Source organism: Streptomyces sp. NBC_01439, assembly GCF_036227605.1.
Lineage (GTDB): Bacteria > Actinomycetota > Actinomycetes > Streptomycetales > Streptomycetaceae > Streptomyces.
The window spans coordinates 4,018,675-4,033,105 of record NZ_CP109487.1 but is presented as its reverse complement, the minus strand read 5'-3'; the positions used below and the strand labels follow the sequence as shown (position 1 = coordinate 4,033,105).

Annotated in this window: 16 protein-coding genes; 12 read left to right on the top strand and 4 right to left on the bottom strand. The window is 72.5% G+C overall.

The window, feature by feature from the left end; genetic code table 11:
• Positions 1 to 27: 27 nt before the first annotated feature.
• A complete protein-coding gene (locus OG207_RS17680; RefSeq protein ID WP_329099488.1) occupies positions 28 to 612 on the bottom strand; it encodes a hypothetical protein in 585 nt (194 codons plus the stop codon).
• Between the two features lie 243 nt (positions 613 to 855).
• Between OG207_RS17680 and purN the strand changes: the two genes are divergently transcribed.
• Together purN and purH are read left to right on the top strand one after the other, a co-directional pair.
• Positions 856 to 1,479, top strand: a complete 624-nt coding sequence (gene purN / locus OG207_RS17675) for a phosphoribosylglycinamide formyltransferase (RefSeq protein ID WP_030012097.1) — start codon at positions 856 to 858, stop codon at positions 1,477 to 1,479.
• The gene (gene purH / locus OG207_RS17670; RefSeq protein WP_329099487.1) at positions 1,476 to 3,080 is read left to right on the top strand and encodes a bifunctional phosphoribosylaminoimidazolecarboxamide formyltransferase/IMP cyclohydrolase; all 1,605 of its coding nucleotides are present in this window, start codon (positions 1,476 to 1,478) and stop codon (positions 3,078 to 3,080) included. The genes purN and purH overlap by 4 nt, the downstream gene beginning before the upstream one ends.
• A gap of 78 nt (positions 3,081 to 3,158) precedes the next feature.
• On the opposite strand, the gene OG207_RS17665 is transcribed toward purH, so the two are convergent.
• Positions 3,159 to 3,830, bottom strand: coding sequence for a hypothetical protein (locus tag OG207_RS17665; protein ID WP_329099486.1), 672 nt, complete (start codon positions 3,828 to 3,830; stop codon positions 3,159 to 3,161).
• Positions 3,831 to 4,076: 246 nt separating this feature from the next.
• Here OG207_RS17665 and OG207_RS17660 point away from each other — a divergent pair, with 246 nt between their 5' ends.
• From OG207_RS17660 to OG207_RS17630, 7 genes are all read left to right on the top strand, one after another.
• The gene (locus tag OG207_RS17660) at positions 4,077 to 4,937 is read left to right on the top strand and encodes a bifunctional methylenetetrahydrofolate dehydrogenase/methenyltetrahydrofolate cyclohydrolase (protein ID WP_030712694.1); all 861 of its coding nucleotides are present in this window, start codon (positions 4,077 to 4,079) and stop codon (positions 4,935 to 4,937) included.
• On the top strand, positions 4,927 to 5,493 hold the full coding sequence (locus tag OG207_RS17655) for a DUF3017 domain-containing protein (RefSeq protein WP_329099485.1): 567 nt from the start codon (positions 4,927 to 4,929) through the stop codon (positions 5,491 to 5,493). The genes OG207_RS17660 and OG207_RS17655 overlap by 11 nt, the downstream gene beginning before the upstream one ends.
• The gene (locus OG207_RS17650) at positions 5,490 to 5,636 is read left to right on the top strand and encodes a hypothetical protein (RefSeq protein WP_329099484.1); all 147 of its coding nucleotides are present in this window, start codon (positions 5,490 to 5,492) and stop codon (positions 5,634 to 5,636) included. The genes OG207_RS17655 and OG207_RS17650 overlap by 4 nt, the downstream gene beginning before the upstream one ends.
• A gap of 195 nt (positions 5,637 to 5,831) precedes the next feature.
• Complete coding sequence (locus OG207_RS17645) at positions 5,832 to 6,821, top strand: malate dehydrogenase (RefSeq protein ID WP_327264070.1); 990 nt, start codon at positions 5,832 to 5,834, stop codon at positions 6,819 to 6,821.
• A gap of 134 nt (positions 6,822 to 6,955) precedes the next feature.
• The gene (locus OG207_RS17640; protein WP_329099483.1) at positions 6,956 to 8,665 is read left to right on the top strand and encodes a hypothetical protein; all 1,710 of its coding nucleotides are present in this window, start codon (positions 6,956 to 6,958) and stop codon (positions 8,663 to 8,665) included.
• Positions 8,662 to 9,036: a hypothetical protein gene (locus tag OG207_RS17635; protein WP_329099482.1), complete on the top strand. Its 375-nt coding sequence runs from the start codon at positions 8,662 to 8,664 to the stop codon at positions 9,034 to 9,036. The genes OG207_RS17640 and OG207_RS17635 overlap by 4 nt, the downstream gene beginning before the upstream one ends.
• Positions 9,037 to 9,039: 3 nt before the next feature.
• A complete protein-coding gene (locus OG207_RS17630; protein ID WP_329099481.1) occupies positions 9,040 to 9,855 on the top strand; it encodes a hypothetical protein in 816 nt (271 codons plus the stop codon).
• A gap of 20 nt (positions 9,856 to 9,875) precedes the next feature.
• Here OG207_RS17630 and OG207_RS17625 read toward each other — a convergent pair whose 3' ends face one another.
• Positions 9,876 to 10,367 (bottom strand): carboxymuconolactone decarboxylase family protein, encoded by a 492-nt coding sequence (locus OG207_RS17625; protein ID WP_329099480.1) that lies wholly within the window; start codon positions 10,365 to 10,367, stop codon positions 9,876 to 9,878.
• Positions 10,368 to 10,414: 47 nt separating this feature from the next.
• Here OG207_RS17625 and pdxR point away from each other — a divergent pair, with 47 nt between their 5' ends.
• Complete coding sequence (gene pdxR, locus OG207_RS17620; RefSeq protein ID WP_329099479.1) at positions 10,415 to 11,815, top strand: MocR-like pyridoxine biosynthesis transcription factor PdxR; 1,401 nt, start codon at positions 10,415 to 10,417, stop codon at positions 11,813 to 11,815.
• 146 nt (positions 11,816 to 11,961) lie between these two features.
• Here pdxR and OG207_RS17615 read toward each other — a convergent pair whose 3' ends face one another.
• The gene (locus tag OG207_RS17615; protein ID WP_329107711.1) at positions 11,962 to 12,795 is read right to left on the bottom strand and encodes a hypothetical protein; all 834 of its coding nucleotides are present in this window, start codon (positions 12,793 to 12,795) and stop codon (positions 11,962 to 11,964) included.
• Between the two features lie 116 nt (positions 12,796 to 12,911).
• Between OG207_RS17615 and OG207_RS17610 the strand changes: the two genes are divergently transcribed.
• Positions 12,912 to 13,211, top strand: a complete 300-nt coding sequence (locus tag OG207_RS17610) for a hypothetical protein (RefSeq protein WP_329099478.1) — start codon at positions 12,912 to 12,914, stop codon at positions 13,209 to 13,211.
• Positions 13,212 to 13,218: 7 nt separating this feature from the next.
• The gene (locus OG207_RS17605; protein WP_329099477.1) at positions 13,219 to 14,421 is read left to right on the top strand and encodes a glutathionylspermidine synthase family protein; all 1,203 of its coding nucleotides are present in this window, start codon (positions 13,219 to 13,221) and stop codon (positions 14,419 to 14,421) included.
• The last annotated feature ends 10 nt before the right edge of the window (positions 14,422 to 14,431 follow it).

Sequence of the window (14,431 nt, the reverse complement as noted above, 5' to 3'; positions counted from 1 at the left end):
AAGCGCCGGCGGGGCTGGGGAGGGCGCCTACTGGCGGACCTTCAGGATGTTGCCCACCAGGTTGTTCGGGAGGAGGGTGTTGCACTGGAGTTCCGCCGACTGGGTGAGGGCGTCGTCGCGGCAGACGTAGAAGTCCTTGTAGGCGAGTTGCAGGGCGTACGAGCCGAACGCCAGCAGGATCGCCAGGGAGGCCGTGACCAGGCCGCTCACCGCCGCGGTGCGCTGGGGGCGGGCCGCCGGGCCCAGGGCGTCCAGGCCGGACGGTGCCGCCGGGGCGCCCTCGGCGGTCGCCGCGGCGGGCTTGCCGCGCAGCGCGCTGATGCCCCAGTAGAGGGCGAGCACCCCGAGCAGCAGTGCGACCGACGGGATCTGGAAGATCCCGAAGAAGGAGCCCCACATGCCGGCCAGCAGCGCGTAGCGCGCACGGCGCTGGATTGGGTCCGTCGGGTCCCATCGCGCCGGACCCCGCTGGCCGTCCGAGTCCTTCTGGCCGTCGCCGTTCCCGCCGCCACCGCCGCTGCGCGGCTGCCACGGCTGGTCGGGCCGGCCTTCCGGCGGAGCCGCGAAGGGGTTGTCGTCGGTGGGGGAGTCGGGCTGACGGCGGTCCGGCATCGGGTGTGTTTCTTCCCCTGTGTCATGGACGTCGCGGGGACGTCGTGGCGAGGTGAGGCCAGTTCGTGGCTTGTACGCCAGACGCTACCGCCCGGCCGTCCCCCCGTCCCTCGGGGGCCGTCCCGTGTACCGGTATCGTTGCAGGCGGTCCGTTGCTTCGTATGGTTCCCCATATATCGGTACCCCGAAGTTTCGTACGACCACACAAGACGAACACCGCAATCCCGCGAGAAAGGGCCTCCCATGGCCGCCTCCCGCCTGGTCGTGCTGGTCTCCGGTTCCGGCACCAACCTCCAGGCCCTGCTCGATGCCATCGACGCCCACCCCGGCGGATCCGAGGGCTTCGGTGCCGAAGTCGTCGCCGTGGGAGCCGACCGCGAGAACATCGCCGGCCTGGAGCGGGCGGAGAAGGCGGGGATCCCCACCTTCGTCTGCCCGGTCAAGGGCTACGACAGCCGCGCGGAGTGGGACGTCGCCCTCACCGAGGCGACCGACGCGTACGCGCCGGACCTCGTGGTGTCCGCGGGATTCATGAAGATCGTGGGCAAGGTGTTCATCGACCGCTTCGGCGGCCGGTTCATCAACACCCACCCCGCCCTCCTCCCCGCCTTCCCGGGTGCGCACGGCGTACGGGACGCCCTCGCCTACGGCGCGAAGGTCACCGGCTGCACGGTCCACTTCGTGGACAGCGGCGTGGACACCGGTCCGATCATCGCCCAGGGTGTGGTCGAGGTCCGGGACGAGGACGACGAAGCCGCTCTCCATGAGCGCATCAAGGAAGTCGAGCGCCAGCTGCTCGTCGATGTCGTGGGGCGCCTGGCCCGGCACGGCTACCGCATTGAGGGACGAAAGGTAACAATCCAGTGACCGCCGCAGACACCGCAGCGAGCAACGACCCGACCACGACCCAGCGGCCGATCCGGCGTGCGCTCATCAGCGTCTACGACAAGACGGGACTGGAAGAGCTGGCCCTCGGGCTGCACGGGGCGGGCGTCGCGCTCGTCTCCACCGGCTCCACCGCCTCGAAGATCGCCGCCGCCGGGGTGCCCGTCACCAAGGTGGAGGAGCTGACCGGCTTCCCCGAGTGCCTGGACGGCCGGGTCAAGACCCTGCACCCGCGCGTGCACGCCGGCATCCTCGCCGACCTGCGCCTGGAGGACCACCGCAACCAGCTCGCCGAGCTGGGCGTCGAGCCCTTCGACCTGGTGGTCGTCAACCTCTACCCCTTCCTGGCGACCGTCCAGTCGGGCGCCACGCCCGACGAGTGCGTGGAGCAGATCGACATCGGCGGCCCGTCGATGGTCCGCGCCGCCGCCAAGAACCACCCTTCGGTCGCGGTCGTCACCAGCCCGGCCCGCTACGCCGACGTCATCGCGGCGGCCCAGGGCGGCGGCTTCGACCTCACCGCCCGCAAGCGGCTCGCGGCGGAGGCCTTCCAGCACACCGCCGCCTACGACGTGGCCGTGGCCTCCTGGTTCACGAACGCCTACGCCCCGGAAGCCCCCGAGGACGACGCCGCGGCGCTGCCCGAGTTCCTGGCCGGCGCCTGGGAGCGCAAGTCGACCCTGCGCTACGGCGAGAACCCGCACCAGGCCGCCGCCCTCTACACGGACGGACAGCCGGGCGGACTCGCCAACGCCGAGCAGCTGCACGGCAAGGAGATGTCCTTCAACAACTACGTGGACACCGAGGCCGCGCGCCGCGCCGCCTACGACCACGACGAGCCCTGCGTCGCGATCATCAAGCACGCCAACCCGTGCGGCATCGCGGTCGACGCGGACGTCGCCGCGGCCCACCGCAAGGCGCACGCCTGCGACCCGCTGTCGGCCTTCGGCGGCGTCATCGCCGTCAACCGTCCGGTGACCGTCGAGCTCGCCGAGCAGGTCGCGGAGATCTTCACCGAGGTCATCGCCGCCCCCGCCTACGAGGACGGCGCGGTCGAGATCCTGGCCAAGAAGAAGAACATCCGCGTCCTGAAGGTGGACGGCACCCCGCACCAGCCGGGCGACCTCAAGCCCATCTCCGGCGGTGCGCTGCTCCAGCAGAGCGACCTCTTCCAGGCCGAGGGCGACGATCCGGCCAACTGGACCCTGGCCACCGGCGACGCCCTGTCCCCGGCGGAGCTCGCCGAGCTGGCCTTCGCGTGGAAGGCCTGCCGGGCCGTCAAGTCCAACGCGATCCTGCTCGCCAAGGACGGCGCCTCGGTCGGCGTCGGCATGGGCCAGGTCAACCGTGTCGACTCCGCGAAGCTCGCCGTCGAGCGGGCGGGCGCCGAGCGCGCGCAGGGCGCGTACGCCGCGTCCGACGCCTTCTTCCCGTTCCCGGACGGGCTGGAGATCCTGACGGCCGCGGGCATCAAGGCCGTGGTCCAGCCGGGCGGTTCGGTCCGTGACGAGCAGGTCATCGAGGCGGCGCAGAAGGCCGGCGTGACCATGTACTTCACCGGGACCCGGCACTTCTTCCACTGAGTCCGGCCCGTCTGACACACGGCGAAGGCCGCGCCCCGTACTACGGGACGCGGCCTTCGCCGTATGCGTACGGGACGGTCAGTACTGGGGACGGCGGAAGTAGTCCCCGGCCTTGGCGAGGCCGATGACGATGGTGAGGCCGAGGGCGAGGGAGATCAGGGACGGCAGTGAGGCGACCACGCCGAATCCGACCGGGACGTGCTCGTCGGTGCCGAGAGTGATCAGGTTCGCCAGGACGCCGAAAGCGGCGAAGAAGGTCTGCAGCGATCCGTAGATGATGCCGGAGACACGGACGCCGCCCCGACCCTTGGCCATCTTGGCCGCGGTCAGGATGGGCCACAGGGACAGGCCGATGAAGACGATTCCGATGACGACGCCCACGGTGCCGGCGACGGCGCTCAGCTCCTCCGCGGAGGAGCTGGAGGAGCTCGAGGAGCTGGAGGAGCCGGCCTCCGCGAGCACCGCGGCGAACACGGCGCCCCCGATGATCGCGAACAGGCCGCCCAGCACCTGCAGAGCGCCCACGATGAAGAGGATGACGCGGGCCGCCTTCGCACCGCCCGGCATCTCCATGTGCGCACCCGGGTACCCGCCGGGACCGCCCGGGTAGCCCTGCGGGGCCTGCTGCGGGTAGGCGTAGCCGCTCTGCGGAGGAATGCCCTGGGGTGCCTGCTGGGGGTAGCCGTAGCCGGGCTGCCCCTGCGGCGGCGGCTGCTGTCCGTACGGGTTCTGCGGTTCGCCGAAGCTCATGTTGGGGTGTTCCTCCGTGGAAGTGCGGGGACGCACGGCTGAGCACGGAGGAATCCTTGCACGGTGCGGTCCCGCCCCCCGGCACTGCCCGCGGTACATCAGTCGATTCATCGTGGTCCGGCGGGCCCGGGCTTGTCCAGTCGGTTAGGTTACGGCCGGTGACTTGTTGTGCAAGTGCAATGAACCCTGAGCCCCTGCGAGTGCCTTGACTGGAACCGGGGCCGCCTCATCCGGGAGGATGGGGGCATGACCGCCCAGATTCTCGATGGCAAGGCCACCGCCGCAGCGATCAAGTCCGAACTGACCGCCCGCGTGGCGGCCCTGAAGGCCCGGGGCATCACCCCCGGCCTCGGCACCCTCCTGGTCGGTGACGATCCGGGCAGCCGCTGGTACGTGAACGGCAAGCACAAGGACTGTGCCGAGGTCGGCATCGCCTCCATCCAGCGCGAACTGCCCGGGACGGCCTCCCAGGAAGACATCGAGGCGGTCGTCCGGGAGCTCAACGCCAACCCGGAGTGCACCGGCTACATCGTCCAACTCCCGCTCCCCAAGGGCATCGACACCAACCGGGTCCTGGAGCTGATGGATCCGCTGAAGGACGCCGACGGTCTGCACCCGATGTCGCTCGGCCGACTGGTGCTGAACGAGCCGGGACCGCTGCCCTGCACCCCGTACGGGATCGTCGAACTGCTGCGCCACCACGACGTCGGCATCAACGGCGCGCACGTCGTCGTCCTCGGCCGCGGGATCACCGTCGGGCGCTCCATCGGCCTGTTGCTGACCCGCAAGTCCGAGAACGCCACCGTGACGCTCTGCCACACCGGTACGCGCGACCTCTCCGCGCAGCTGCGCCAGGCGGACATCATCGTCGCGGCGGCCGGTGTCCCGCACCTGGTCAAGCCGGAGGACGTGAAGCCGGGCGCGGCCGTGCTCGACGTGGGCGTCAGCCGCGACGGGGAAGGGAAGATCGTCGGCGATGTGCACCCCGGCGTGGCCGAGGTGGCCGCGTGGATCTCGCCGAACCCGGGCGGGGTCGGCCCGATGACCCGCGCCCAGCTGCTCGTCAATGTCGTCGAGGCGGCGGAACGGACCACCAGTGCAGGCTGAGTCGGACGCGGAGAACGCGACGGGCGGCGGCGCGGCCCGGACGAACGGCACCCCCGTCGCTCCGGTCGTGCCCGCGACGCCCGTCGGGGCCGGTCCCGTCGCGGCCGGTCCCGTCGCGGCCGGTCCCGTCGCGGCCGGTCCCGCCAAGGCCGGCGCCGAGGCGCCGGTCAGGTCCCGCCGCTTCCCCTCCATCACCCGGGACACCGCGCGCCCCGAGGGCAGCGGCCGGGCCGTTCCGGGGGCCGTGTCCACGCCGGCCCGTCAGTGGCCGATGCTCAGCGTGCTCACCGCGACGGCGGTCGGACTGTTGGCCACGGCCTTCGGGCACCCGCGGGTCGGCTGCCTGGCCATCGGCCTGGCCCTGATCGCGGCCTCGGTGATGCGGCGCGTGCTGCCCTCGGTGGGCATGCTCGCGGTGCGCTCCCGTTTCACCGACATGATCACCTACGGGCTGCTGGGCGTGGCGATCACGCTGCTCGCGCTGGTGATGGCAGCGCCCAAGCCGTGGCTGGTGCTCCCGTTCATGGAGAGTGCGGTCCGCTTCACCGTGCGGTGAGCGGCGCGCGTGACGCGGGCGACGCGGGCGAAGCGAGCGCGGCCTCCGCGGGATTCGACGCCGTGCCCGTGGCCCGCGCGGCGAACGCCTACGTCAAGTCGGTCGAAGGACACCGGACGGGCCGGGCCTTCCTGGTCGAATAGCGGTCCGAGGACCGGTCGAACCTTCGAACGCCGGGGTCCGTGTGCCGTGCACCACACGGACCCGGGGGTTAGCCCGGTCCCGGGTCGGATAGCCTGACCGCGGATGTCTCTTCACGTCAAGATTTACTGGGGAGCGGCGTCCTCCAGCACATGGGGCAGGGACGCCCCACCGCCAGCTGTCTAACGGAGAAGGCCATGACCCGCACTCCCGTGAATGTCACCGTGACCGGCGCCGCCGGCCAGATCGGCTACGCGCTGCTCTTCCGCATCGCTTCCGGTCACCTGCTCGGCGCGGACGTGCCGGTCAAGCTCCGTCTTCTGGAGATCCCCCAGGGCATGAAGGCCGCTGAGGGCACCGCCATGGAGCTTGACGACTGCGCCTTCCCGCTGCTCGCCGGCATCGACATCTTCGACGACCCGAACCAGGGCTTCGACGGTGCGAACGTCGCGCTGCTCGTGGGCGCCCGCCCGCGCACCAAGGGCATGGAGCGCGGCGACCTGCTCGCCGCCAACGGCGGCATCTTCAAGCCGCAGGGCCAGGCCATCAACGCGCACGCCGCGGACGACATCAAGGTCCTGGTCGTGGGCAACCCGGCCAACACCAACGCGCTCATCGCGCAGGCCGCCGCCCCGGACGTACCGGCCGAGCGCTTCACCGCGATGACCCGCCTGGACCACAACCGCGCGATCTCGCAGCTGGCCGCCAAGACCGGTAGCGCCGTCTCCGACATCAAGCGCCTGACCATCTGGGGCAACCACTCGGCGACCCAGTACCCGGACATCTTCCACGCGGAGATCGCCGGCAAGAACGCCGCCGAGGTCGTCAACGACGAGCTGTGGCTGGCCGACACCTTCATCCCGACCGTCGCCAAGCGCGGCGCCGCGATCATCGAGGCCCGTGGCGCGTCCTCGGCCGCCTCGGCCGCCAACGCCGCGATCGACCACGTGCACACGTGGGTCAACGGCACCGCCGAGGGCGACTGGACCTCGATGGGCATCCCGTCGGACGGCTCTTACGGCGTCCCGGCCGGTCTGATCTCCTCCTTCCCCGTCACCTGCAAGGACGGCAAGTACGAGATCGTCCAGGGCCTGGACATCAACGAGTTCTCCCGCACCCGCATCGACGCCTCCGTCCAGGAGCTGTCCGAGGAGCGCGACGCGGTCCGCGAGCTCGGCCTGATCTGATCCGGTCACCCGACTCGATCCGCACGTCCGAAGGGCCCCGGCGCATTGCGCCGGGGCCTTTTGGCGCGATCGAGCCTGTCGCGCCCCCGGTGATCGCCTTATCGTTTCCCTCCGCACACCGAAAGGGGGATTCGGTGACAGGCACCGCGGACGACAGAACTCCGGTGCACCCTTCGCTCAGCGAAGCGGGCCGACTGTTGTGTGCCGGCAGCTATCTCGACGCCGCGTACCGCGACCGGGTGATCCAGGAGCTCTACGTCCACGAGGAGCGCTACGTCGCGCCCTCCTACGGCTTCGACGCCTCCCGCGTCCTCGCCCACGCGCTCCAGGCCCGCCGTGCCGAAGCGGCCTGGGCCTCGGCCGTCCTGGCGGTGTGGGGCCTCGGGCTGTTGCTGGCCCAGCCGCTCATGCTCTTCCTGCTCCTCCCGGCCGCCTTCCTGAGCGGTGCCGGGCGGATCGCGCGCCGCCGGAAGAAGACGGGGCGCGGCAGCCGGTTCTTCGAACTCCTCCTGCGCGGCTGCGGCTACCTGCTGCTCCTCGACGTCGGTCTGGGCCTGCTGGCCGGTGCGATCGACGGTCAAACGGGCGTGGGAGGGACCGACGATTCGGCCCTGACCTTCAAGGTCATGCAGCGGGCGTTCGAGCTGGCGCCGTTCGACACCTTCTTGGCGCTGCCCGTGTTCGGCGCCGCGATCGCGAGCGACTACGCCTGGACCGCCCTGATCGTCTTCGCCCTGTTGACCCTGGTCGTCGGCCTCCAGCGGGGCCACTTCGCCCGCGTCATCAGCACCTCGCTCAGCCGGACGCGGTACGCCGACCCGAACGCCGACCCCGCCTCCGGCCGCCGGTTCGCCAGGATCCGCGACCGGATCCTGCGGACGCAGCACAGCCGCCTGGTCATCTACGACGTCGACGATCCGTTCTGCGGCGCCGGCGCGCCCTACCGCCCCTGGCACCTGTCGGTCGAGCTGCGCCCGCGCGCGGAGGGGGTCGATCCCGAACCGCTGGACAACGAGCGGATCATGGCCCGGATCCGGCCGCGGCTGGAGGCGCTGCGCGTCCCGTCGCCGCACGGCTCGCCGGAGGCCGAGCAGGCCGTACTGGACCGGCTGCGGGAACTGGTCATCGACGAGTGCGTGTTCCTGCCGGCGTCCGGGCTGCCCGCGGCGCACGAACCGGACCTCTCGGACCGGGCGTTCGAGGCGCACCGGGCCGCAGCGGTGGAGGAGGGCGGGGAGCGCCGCCGCCACTTCCTGCGGGTACGGGTCGGCGGCTGGGACGAGAACCTCGTCGTCACCGTCTTCGTACGCGTCCACACCCAGGGCGGGATGCTGATGCTGGAGGTGGCGCCGCACGTGCTGCTGCCCGTACGGCCCCGGTTCCAGGAGGCCGACGACGTGGCCCGGCGCCACCTGCGGAACAACCCCTTCGCCAAGACGGTCTGGGCGCTCAAGCACGCCCCGCGCTCGCTCACCAAGGCGCTCACCGCCCTCGCGGGCGGCAGCCGTGGCCCGTGGCAGATCGCCACGGAGGGTCACGGCGGCGCGCTCCCGGCCGGTCCGGCCGTGTCCGTGCGCGAGCTGGCGGCGCAGGAGGACGCCTCCCTCTTCCAGCTGATGGACCTGGACCGGTACTTGAAGACCATTCAGGACCGGATCGTCGGCGGTGTGACCCTCGCCCTGCACGAAGCGGGCTGGCACACGCAGGAGTTCGCGCAGCGGGCGGTCACCGTCGCGGAGGGCGGGGTGTACATCCAGTCGGTGAGCCACAGCGCGTTCAGCGTGGGCGGCAGCGGGCACCACAACCAGACGAGCCACCACACAGGCAGGGGAGACCGGCAGTGACGCAAGACGGGGGAGCCGGGGAAGTGCGGATCAACCGCATCGAAGGCAGCGCCTTCAGCATCGGCGGCACCAACAACACCAACACCACGATCCACCAAGGCGGTACGGGGGCGGGCGCCCCGGGCGCGGCGGAACTGCTGGAGGCCGTACGGGAGCTGCGCATCGCCCTCGTCCGCCTGCCCCGCAGCGCCGACCGGTCGGCGCTCGACGCCGAACTGGACGAAGCCGCCGGCGAGCTGGAGGAGGCCGGGGAGATCCGGCCCGGCCTGCCCGCCCGGCTCAGGGGTGCGCTCCAGCGCTGGGCCCCGCTGGTGGACTCGGTGAACGCGGCCGCCGCCCTCGGAGGGCTGCTCGCCTCGCTGGGGAGCTGACCGGTGGCCACGGGTGGCGGTGCCCACTGGAATCCGCAGTCGCAGCGCTGGGAGCGGACGGAGCAGCCCCCGCCGCCCCCACCGCCCCCGCCCTCGTACCCGCCCCGCCCACCAGGGGGCGGCCCGGGAGGCCCGGGTGGGCAGGCCGACCCGGGCCGGGAACGCTCGTGGCGGGGCCCGCTGCTGGTGGCCCTCGGGGCGGCGGTGCTGGGTGGCTGCGCCGTGGCGGGATGGTTCGTACTGGGCGGCGGGGAGCCGAAGGCACCTGCCGCAGCCCCGTCGGCTCCGGGCACGCCGGCCCCGCCGTCCGGTACGGGGCCGGACGCGTCCCCGTACCCGCCCCCCTCCGTCTCCGTCTCCTCCTCCGCGTCGCCCTCGGTCCCGCCGGCGTACTCGGTGGTGCGCGACGACGGCGGCTTCTCGGTCGCGGTCCCCACGGGCTGGGAGCGCAGCCACGACGAGACCGGCAGCGGTTCCTTCTACCGGCGGCCCGGGGACCGCAGCGCGCTGGTCCAGATCTTCCGCGTCGCCGAGCCGGACGGCGTCGGAGCGTGCGAGCTGCTGCGGACCTCCTCGCAAGCCCTCGGAAGCCGTCCCGGCTACCGGGAGGTCTCCCTCGATCCGGTGTCCGGTGGGTCCTGCGAGCTGGTGTACGAGTACGACAACGAGGAGTCGCACGGCCGTCGCCGCGCGATCGAGCGGATCACCGTCGCCCCGGACGGTCGGCGGTGGGCGCTGCTGGCGGCCGGACCGGCCGCCGACGGCACGACGGTGCGCGCGAACCTGACGGCGGCCGTGGAGTCTTTCAGGCCGGAATGACCCGGCCGGAACGACCGGTCCTACTTGTACATGCCCGGGGTGTAGTGGCCCGGCACCATGCGGGTGGTGACACCGATGCGGTTCCAGACGTTGATCGTCGCGATGACGGCGATCAGCTGGGCGAGCTCGCGCTCCTCGAACTGCTCGGCGGCCTTCTCGTAGACCTCGTCGGGCACGAAGCCGTCCGTCAGGACGGTGACGGCCTCGGTGAGCTCGATCGCGGCGAGCTCCTTCTCGGTGTAGAAGTGCCGCGACTCCTCCCAGGCGCCCAGCTGGATGATGCGTTCGACGCTCTCACCGGCGGCGATCGCGTCCTTGGTGTGCATGTCGAGGCAGAAGGCGCAGTGGTTGAGCTGGGAGGCCCGGATCTTGACGAGTTCGACCAGGGAGGGATCCAGACCCTTCTTGGAGGCGATCTCCAGGGCGAGGACGGCCTTGTAGACCTCGGGGGCGAGCTTGGCCATGTGGATGCGCGGGGTGTGCTCGGGGGCGTGTTCGTTCGTGATCGTCATGTGATCCACCGTAGGACGCAGGCGGCCCACCGATATGGTCCATATCCATGACGGAATCGTGGGCCACTTTCGGTGCCGACCTGCATCTGCACCTGGACCTCACCGCCGGACGCGGCCTGCGGGCCGGTCTGACCGAGGCCCTGCGCGAAGCCGCGCGCAGCGGACGGCTGGCGGCCGGCACCCGGCTGCCGTCGTCCCGCACCCTCGCCGCCGACCTGGGCATCGCCCGGAACACGGTCGCCGAGTCGTACGCCGAGCTCGTCGCCGAGGGCTGGCTGACGGCCCGCCAGGGTTCCGGCACCCGCGTCGCCGAACGGGCCCGCCCGCGCCGGTCCGCGGCCGCCGCCCCCGTACGGCGCCCCGCGCGCAAGGGGCCCGCGTACAGCCTGATCCCCGGCTCCCCGGACCTGGGCGGCTTCCCGCGCGCGGCCTGGCTGTCAGCGGCCCGGCGCGCGCTGACCGATGCGCCGAACGAGGCCTTCGGGTACGCGGCCGACCCGCGCGGCCGCATCGAGCTGCGGCAGGCGCTGGCCGGATACCTGGCGCGGGCGCGCGGGGTGTACGCGGATCCCGACCGGATCGTGCTGTGCGCGGGCTTCCTGCACGGGCTGAAGCTGCTCGCGGCGGTGCTGAGGGCGCGGCGGGTGCGCGAGGTGGCGGTGGAGGGCTACGGCCTGGACTTCCACCGGGACGAGCTGGTGCGGGCGGGGCTGCGGACGAGCCCGCTCGGCGTGGACGGGGAGGGGGCCCGGACGGGGGAGCTGACCGCGGCGGCGGGAGCGGTGCTGCTGACCCCGGCGCACCAGTTCCCGACGGGCGTCGCCCTGACCCCGGCCCGACGGGCGGCCGCGGTCGACTGGGCCCGGACCACGGGCGGGCTCATCCTGGAGGACGACTACGACGGGGAGTTCCGCTACGACCGCCAGCCGGTCGGCGCGCTGCAGGGCCTGGACCCGGACCGGGTGGTGTACCTCGGGACGGCCAGCAAGTCGCTGGCGCCCGGGCTGCGGATGGGCTGGATGGTGGTCCCGCCGGGGCTGCTGGAGGAGGTGCTGGCCGCCAAGGGCCCCACGGACTGGGCCACCAGCGCGCTGGATCAGCTCACGCTGGCGGAGTTCCTCACCTCCGGGGCCTACGACCGGCACGTGCGCGGGATGCGGCTGCGGTACCGGCGGCGCCGGGACGAGCTGGTGGCGGCGGTGGGGGACCGGGTGGGCGTGTCGGGGATCGCGGCGGGGCTACACGCGGTGCTGGACCTCCCGGAGGGGCTGGAGCGGTCGGTCCTGCAGTCGGCGGCCTGGCAGGACCTGGCGTTGCACGGGCTCTCCGCCTTCCGCCACCCGCAGGCCGAGTTCGCGCCGCGGGACGCGCTGGTCGTCGGCTACGGGACGCCGTCGGACAGCGCGTGGTCCCCGACGCTGGCGGCCCTGTCGGCGGCACTGCCGTGACGCGTGCCCTGCGGCGCCGTTGCCGGGGGCGCCGCCCCCGGACCCCCGCGCCTCAATCTCCCCCAGCTACCGCTGGGAGGTGCCCCCTGGCGGGGCTGGAAGATCGCGGCGGAGTGGTCGGGAGCCGGGCGCCGGGTCGGCCCTGTTCAGCCGGCCGGGTCGGGCTCCGCCGGGGTCGGGGGTTCGCCGAAGCGGGCCAGGGCCAGGGAGCCGGCCACGGCCACCGCGAAGCCCGTCACCGCCAGCCAGGCCAGGCCCTCGCGGGTGCTGTCGCCGAGCCAGACCACGCCCACCACCGCCGGGCCGATCGTCTCGCCGATCACCATGCCCGCCGTCGCCACCGTCACCGAGCCGCGCGCCAGGGCCGAGGTGAGGAGCAGGAAGGCCGCGCCGCCGCCCAGCAGGAGGGCGTACAGGGCCGGGTTGCGCAGGTCCCACGGCGAGTCGATGAGCCGTACCGAGACCTCCACCACCCCGAAGCCCGTCCCCGCCGCGAGGCCGAGCACCAGCGCGCGCGGGCCGTCCGGGAGCCGGCCCGCGACCACGCCGACCAGCAGCACCAGTCCGGCCACCGCCAGCATTCCCACTTCCAGCGCCGCCGACCCGGTACCCGTGCCCTCCTCCCCGGCGGAGAGCCCCAGCATCAGCAGCCCCGCGCACACCACCGCCACCGCGCCCCATTCGGTCCGGGACAGCCGCGCCCGCAGCAGCCGCGCCGCGACCACCGCCGTCACCGCCAGGCTGGCCGCCAGCGCCGCCCCCACCGCGTAGATCGGGACGTGCCGCAGGGCGATGATCTGGAGCACGAAGCCGGCTCCGTCGAGGGCCAGACCCGCCAGGTACCGCCACTGCCGCACGGCCCGCAGGAACAGCGCCGTGTCCACTCCGGACCCGCTGCCGGGCTCCGCCGCCCGCGCCGCGACCGCCTGCAGGACCGAGGCCGTACCGAAGCAGACCGCCGCACCGAGCGCGCAAATCATCCCAATCAGCACGAACTGACTCTAGGTCACGGATCTCACAGCGGCCGGATTCCATCGGCCGGTGCCCCCGCTCTACTCTGTCGGCAGCACGCGAGGCCCCAGGGGGAGCAGCAGACATGGACAGCAGCAGCACCAATCAGCGACGCATGCGTTCCGGCGCCGTCGCCCTCGGCGGCATGGGCCTGCTCGCGGCCACCCTCGTGGCCTGCGGCAGCAGCGACGAGCCCGACAAGCGCTGCGCCTCCCGCTCCACGCTGCAGCACCTGAACAACAAGGAGTGCAAGAGCGGCGGCCGCGGCTCGTACTACTACGGCGGCTACGTGGCCGCCGGCAAGGTCGCCGGCGGCAGCTTCGAGAAGTCCGCCGTCACCCGGGGCGGCATCGGCGGGAACACCTCCGGCTCCAGCGGCGGCTGATCGCACCATGGAGCGGCACACCATCGAGCCCCGTCCCGACTGGCAGAAGATCGTCGAGGAGCAGGGGGTGATCTACCCCCTGACCCGTTACCCCGACGACTCCCTGCGCCCCTACTGGGACGAGAGCGCGTACTACTCCTTCTCGCTCCCCGAGGTCGAGGCCCTGGAGAACGTGGTCGAGGAGCTGCACGCCATGTGCCTGGCCGCGGCAGCGCACATCGTCGAGCACGACCGCTTCGCCGACCTCGGCATCACCGACCCCGGGCTCGCCGCGCAGATCGCCGAGTCCTGGCGGCGCCGCGCCGAACAGCCCTCCCTGTACGGCCGTTTCGACCTGCGCTACGACGGCACCGGCAGCCCGGCCAAGATGCTGGAGTACAACGCCGACACCCCCACCTCCCTGGTGGAGGCGGCCAGCCCGCAGTGGTTCTGGATGGAGGAACGCTTCCCCGGCGCCGACCAGTGGAACTCCCTCCACGAGCGGCTTGTCGACGCCTGGCGGCGCCAGGCCGAGCTGCTCCCGCCCGGCCCGCTGCACTTCGCGCACTCCGAAGCCGACGAGCTCGGCGAGGACCTGATGACGGTCGCCTACCTCCAGGAGACCGCCGAGCAGGCCGGCCTGGACACCCAGGCCCTGTCCGTCGAGCAGATCGGCTGGGACAGCCTGTCCGGCCGGTTCGTGGACGAGAAGCTCCGCTTCATCCGCTCCTGCTTCAAGCTCTACCCGTGGGAGTGGCTGGCCGAGGACGAGTTCGGCCCGCACGTCCTCGGCACGTACGACCACGGCGGCGGCTCCGGCTCCACCTGCTGGATCGAGCCGCTGTGGAAGATGCTGCTGTCCAACAAGGCGCTGCTCGCGATCCTGTGGGAGCTCTTCCCGGAGCACCCCAACCTGCTGCCCGCCTACCTCGACGGCCCGCGCGAGCTCGCCGAGCCCGGGTCCGCCGGCTACGTGGCCAAGCCCCTCCTCGGCCGTGAGGGCGCGGGGGTCACCCTGCACGGGGCGGGCGGGGGCGACGAGCCGTTCGTACCGCAGGACGGGGAGCGGTACTGCTTCCAGGGCCTGGCCCCGCTGCCCGACTTCGACGGCAACCGGGTGGTGCTCGGTGCATGGGTCGTCGAGGACGAGGCGGCGGGGCTCGGCATCCGCGAATCGGCGGGGCCGGTCACGGACGAGTACGCCCGCTTCCTGCCCCACGTCATCCTCTGACCGGACCGGG

What these genes read in the sequence shown, in the direction of transcription:
- OG207_RS17625 (WP_329099480.1), bottom strand. Translation starts at nt 10,367, where the DNA reads ATGACGATCACGAACGAACACGCCCCCGAGCACACCCCGCGCATCCAC.
- OG207_RS17665 (WP_329099486.1), bottom strand. Translation starts at nt 3,830, where the DNA reads ATGAGCTTCGGCGAACCGCAGAACCCGTACGGACAGCAGCCGCCGCCG.
- OG207_RS17610 (WP_329099478.1), top strand. Translation starts at nt 12,912, where the DNA reads ATGGACAGCAGCAGCACCAATCAGCGACGCATGCGTTCCGGCGCCGTC.
- purN (WP_030012097.1), top strand. Translation starts at nt 856, where the DNA reads ATGGCCGCCTCCCGCCTGGTCGTGCTGGTCTCCGGTTCCGGCACCAAC.
- pdxR (WP_329099479.1), top strand. Translation starts at nt 10,415, where the DNA reads ATGACGGAATCGTGGGCCACTTTCGGTGCCGACCTGCATCTGCACCTG.
- OG207_RS17615 (WP_329107711.1), bottom strand. Translation starts at nt 12,795, where the DNA reads ATGATTTGCGCGCTCGGTGCGGCGGTCTGCTTCGGTACGGCCTCGGTC.
- OG207_RS17680 (WP_329099488.1), bottom strand. Translation starts at nt 612, where the DNA reads ATGCCGGACCGCCGTCAGCCCGACTCCCCCACCGACGACAACCCCTTC.
- OG207_RS17645 (WP_327264070.1), top strand. Translation starts at nt 5,832, where the DNA reads ATGACCCGCACTCCCGTGAATGTCACCGTGACCGGCGCCGCCGGCCAG.
- OG207_RS17660 (WP_030712694.1), top strand. Translation starts at nt 4,077, where the DNA reads ATGACCGCCCAGATTCTCGATGGCAAGGCCACCGCCGCAGCGATCAAG.
- OG207_RS17605 (WP_329099477.1), top strand. Translation starts at nt 13,219, where the DNA reads ATGGAGCGGCACACCATCGAGCCCCGTCCCGACTGGCAGAAGATCGTC.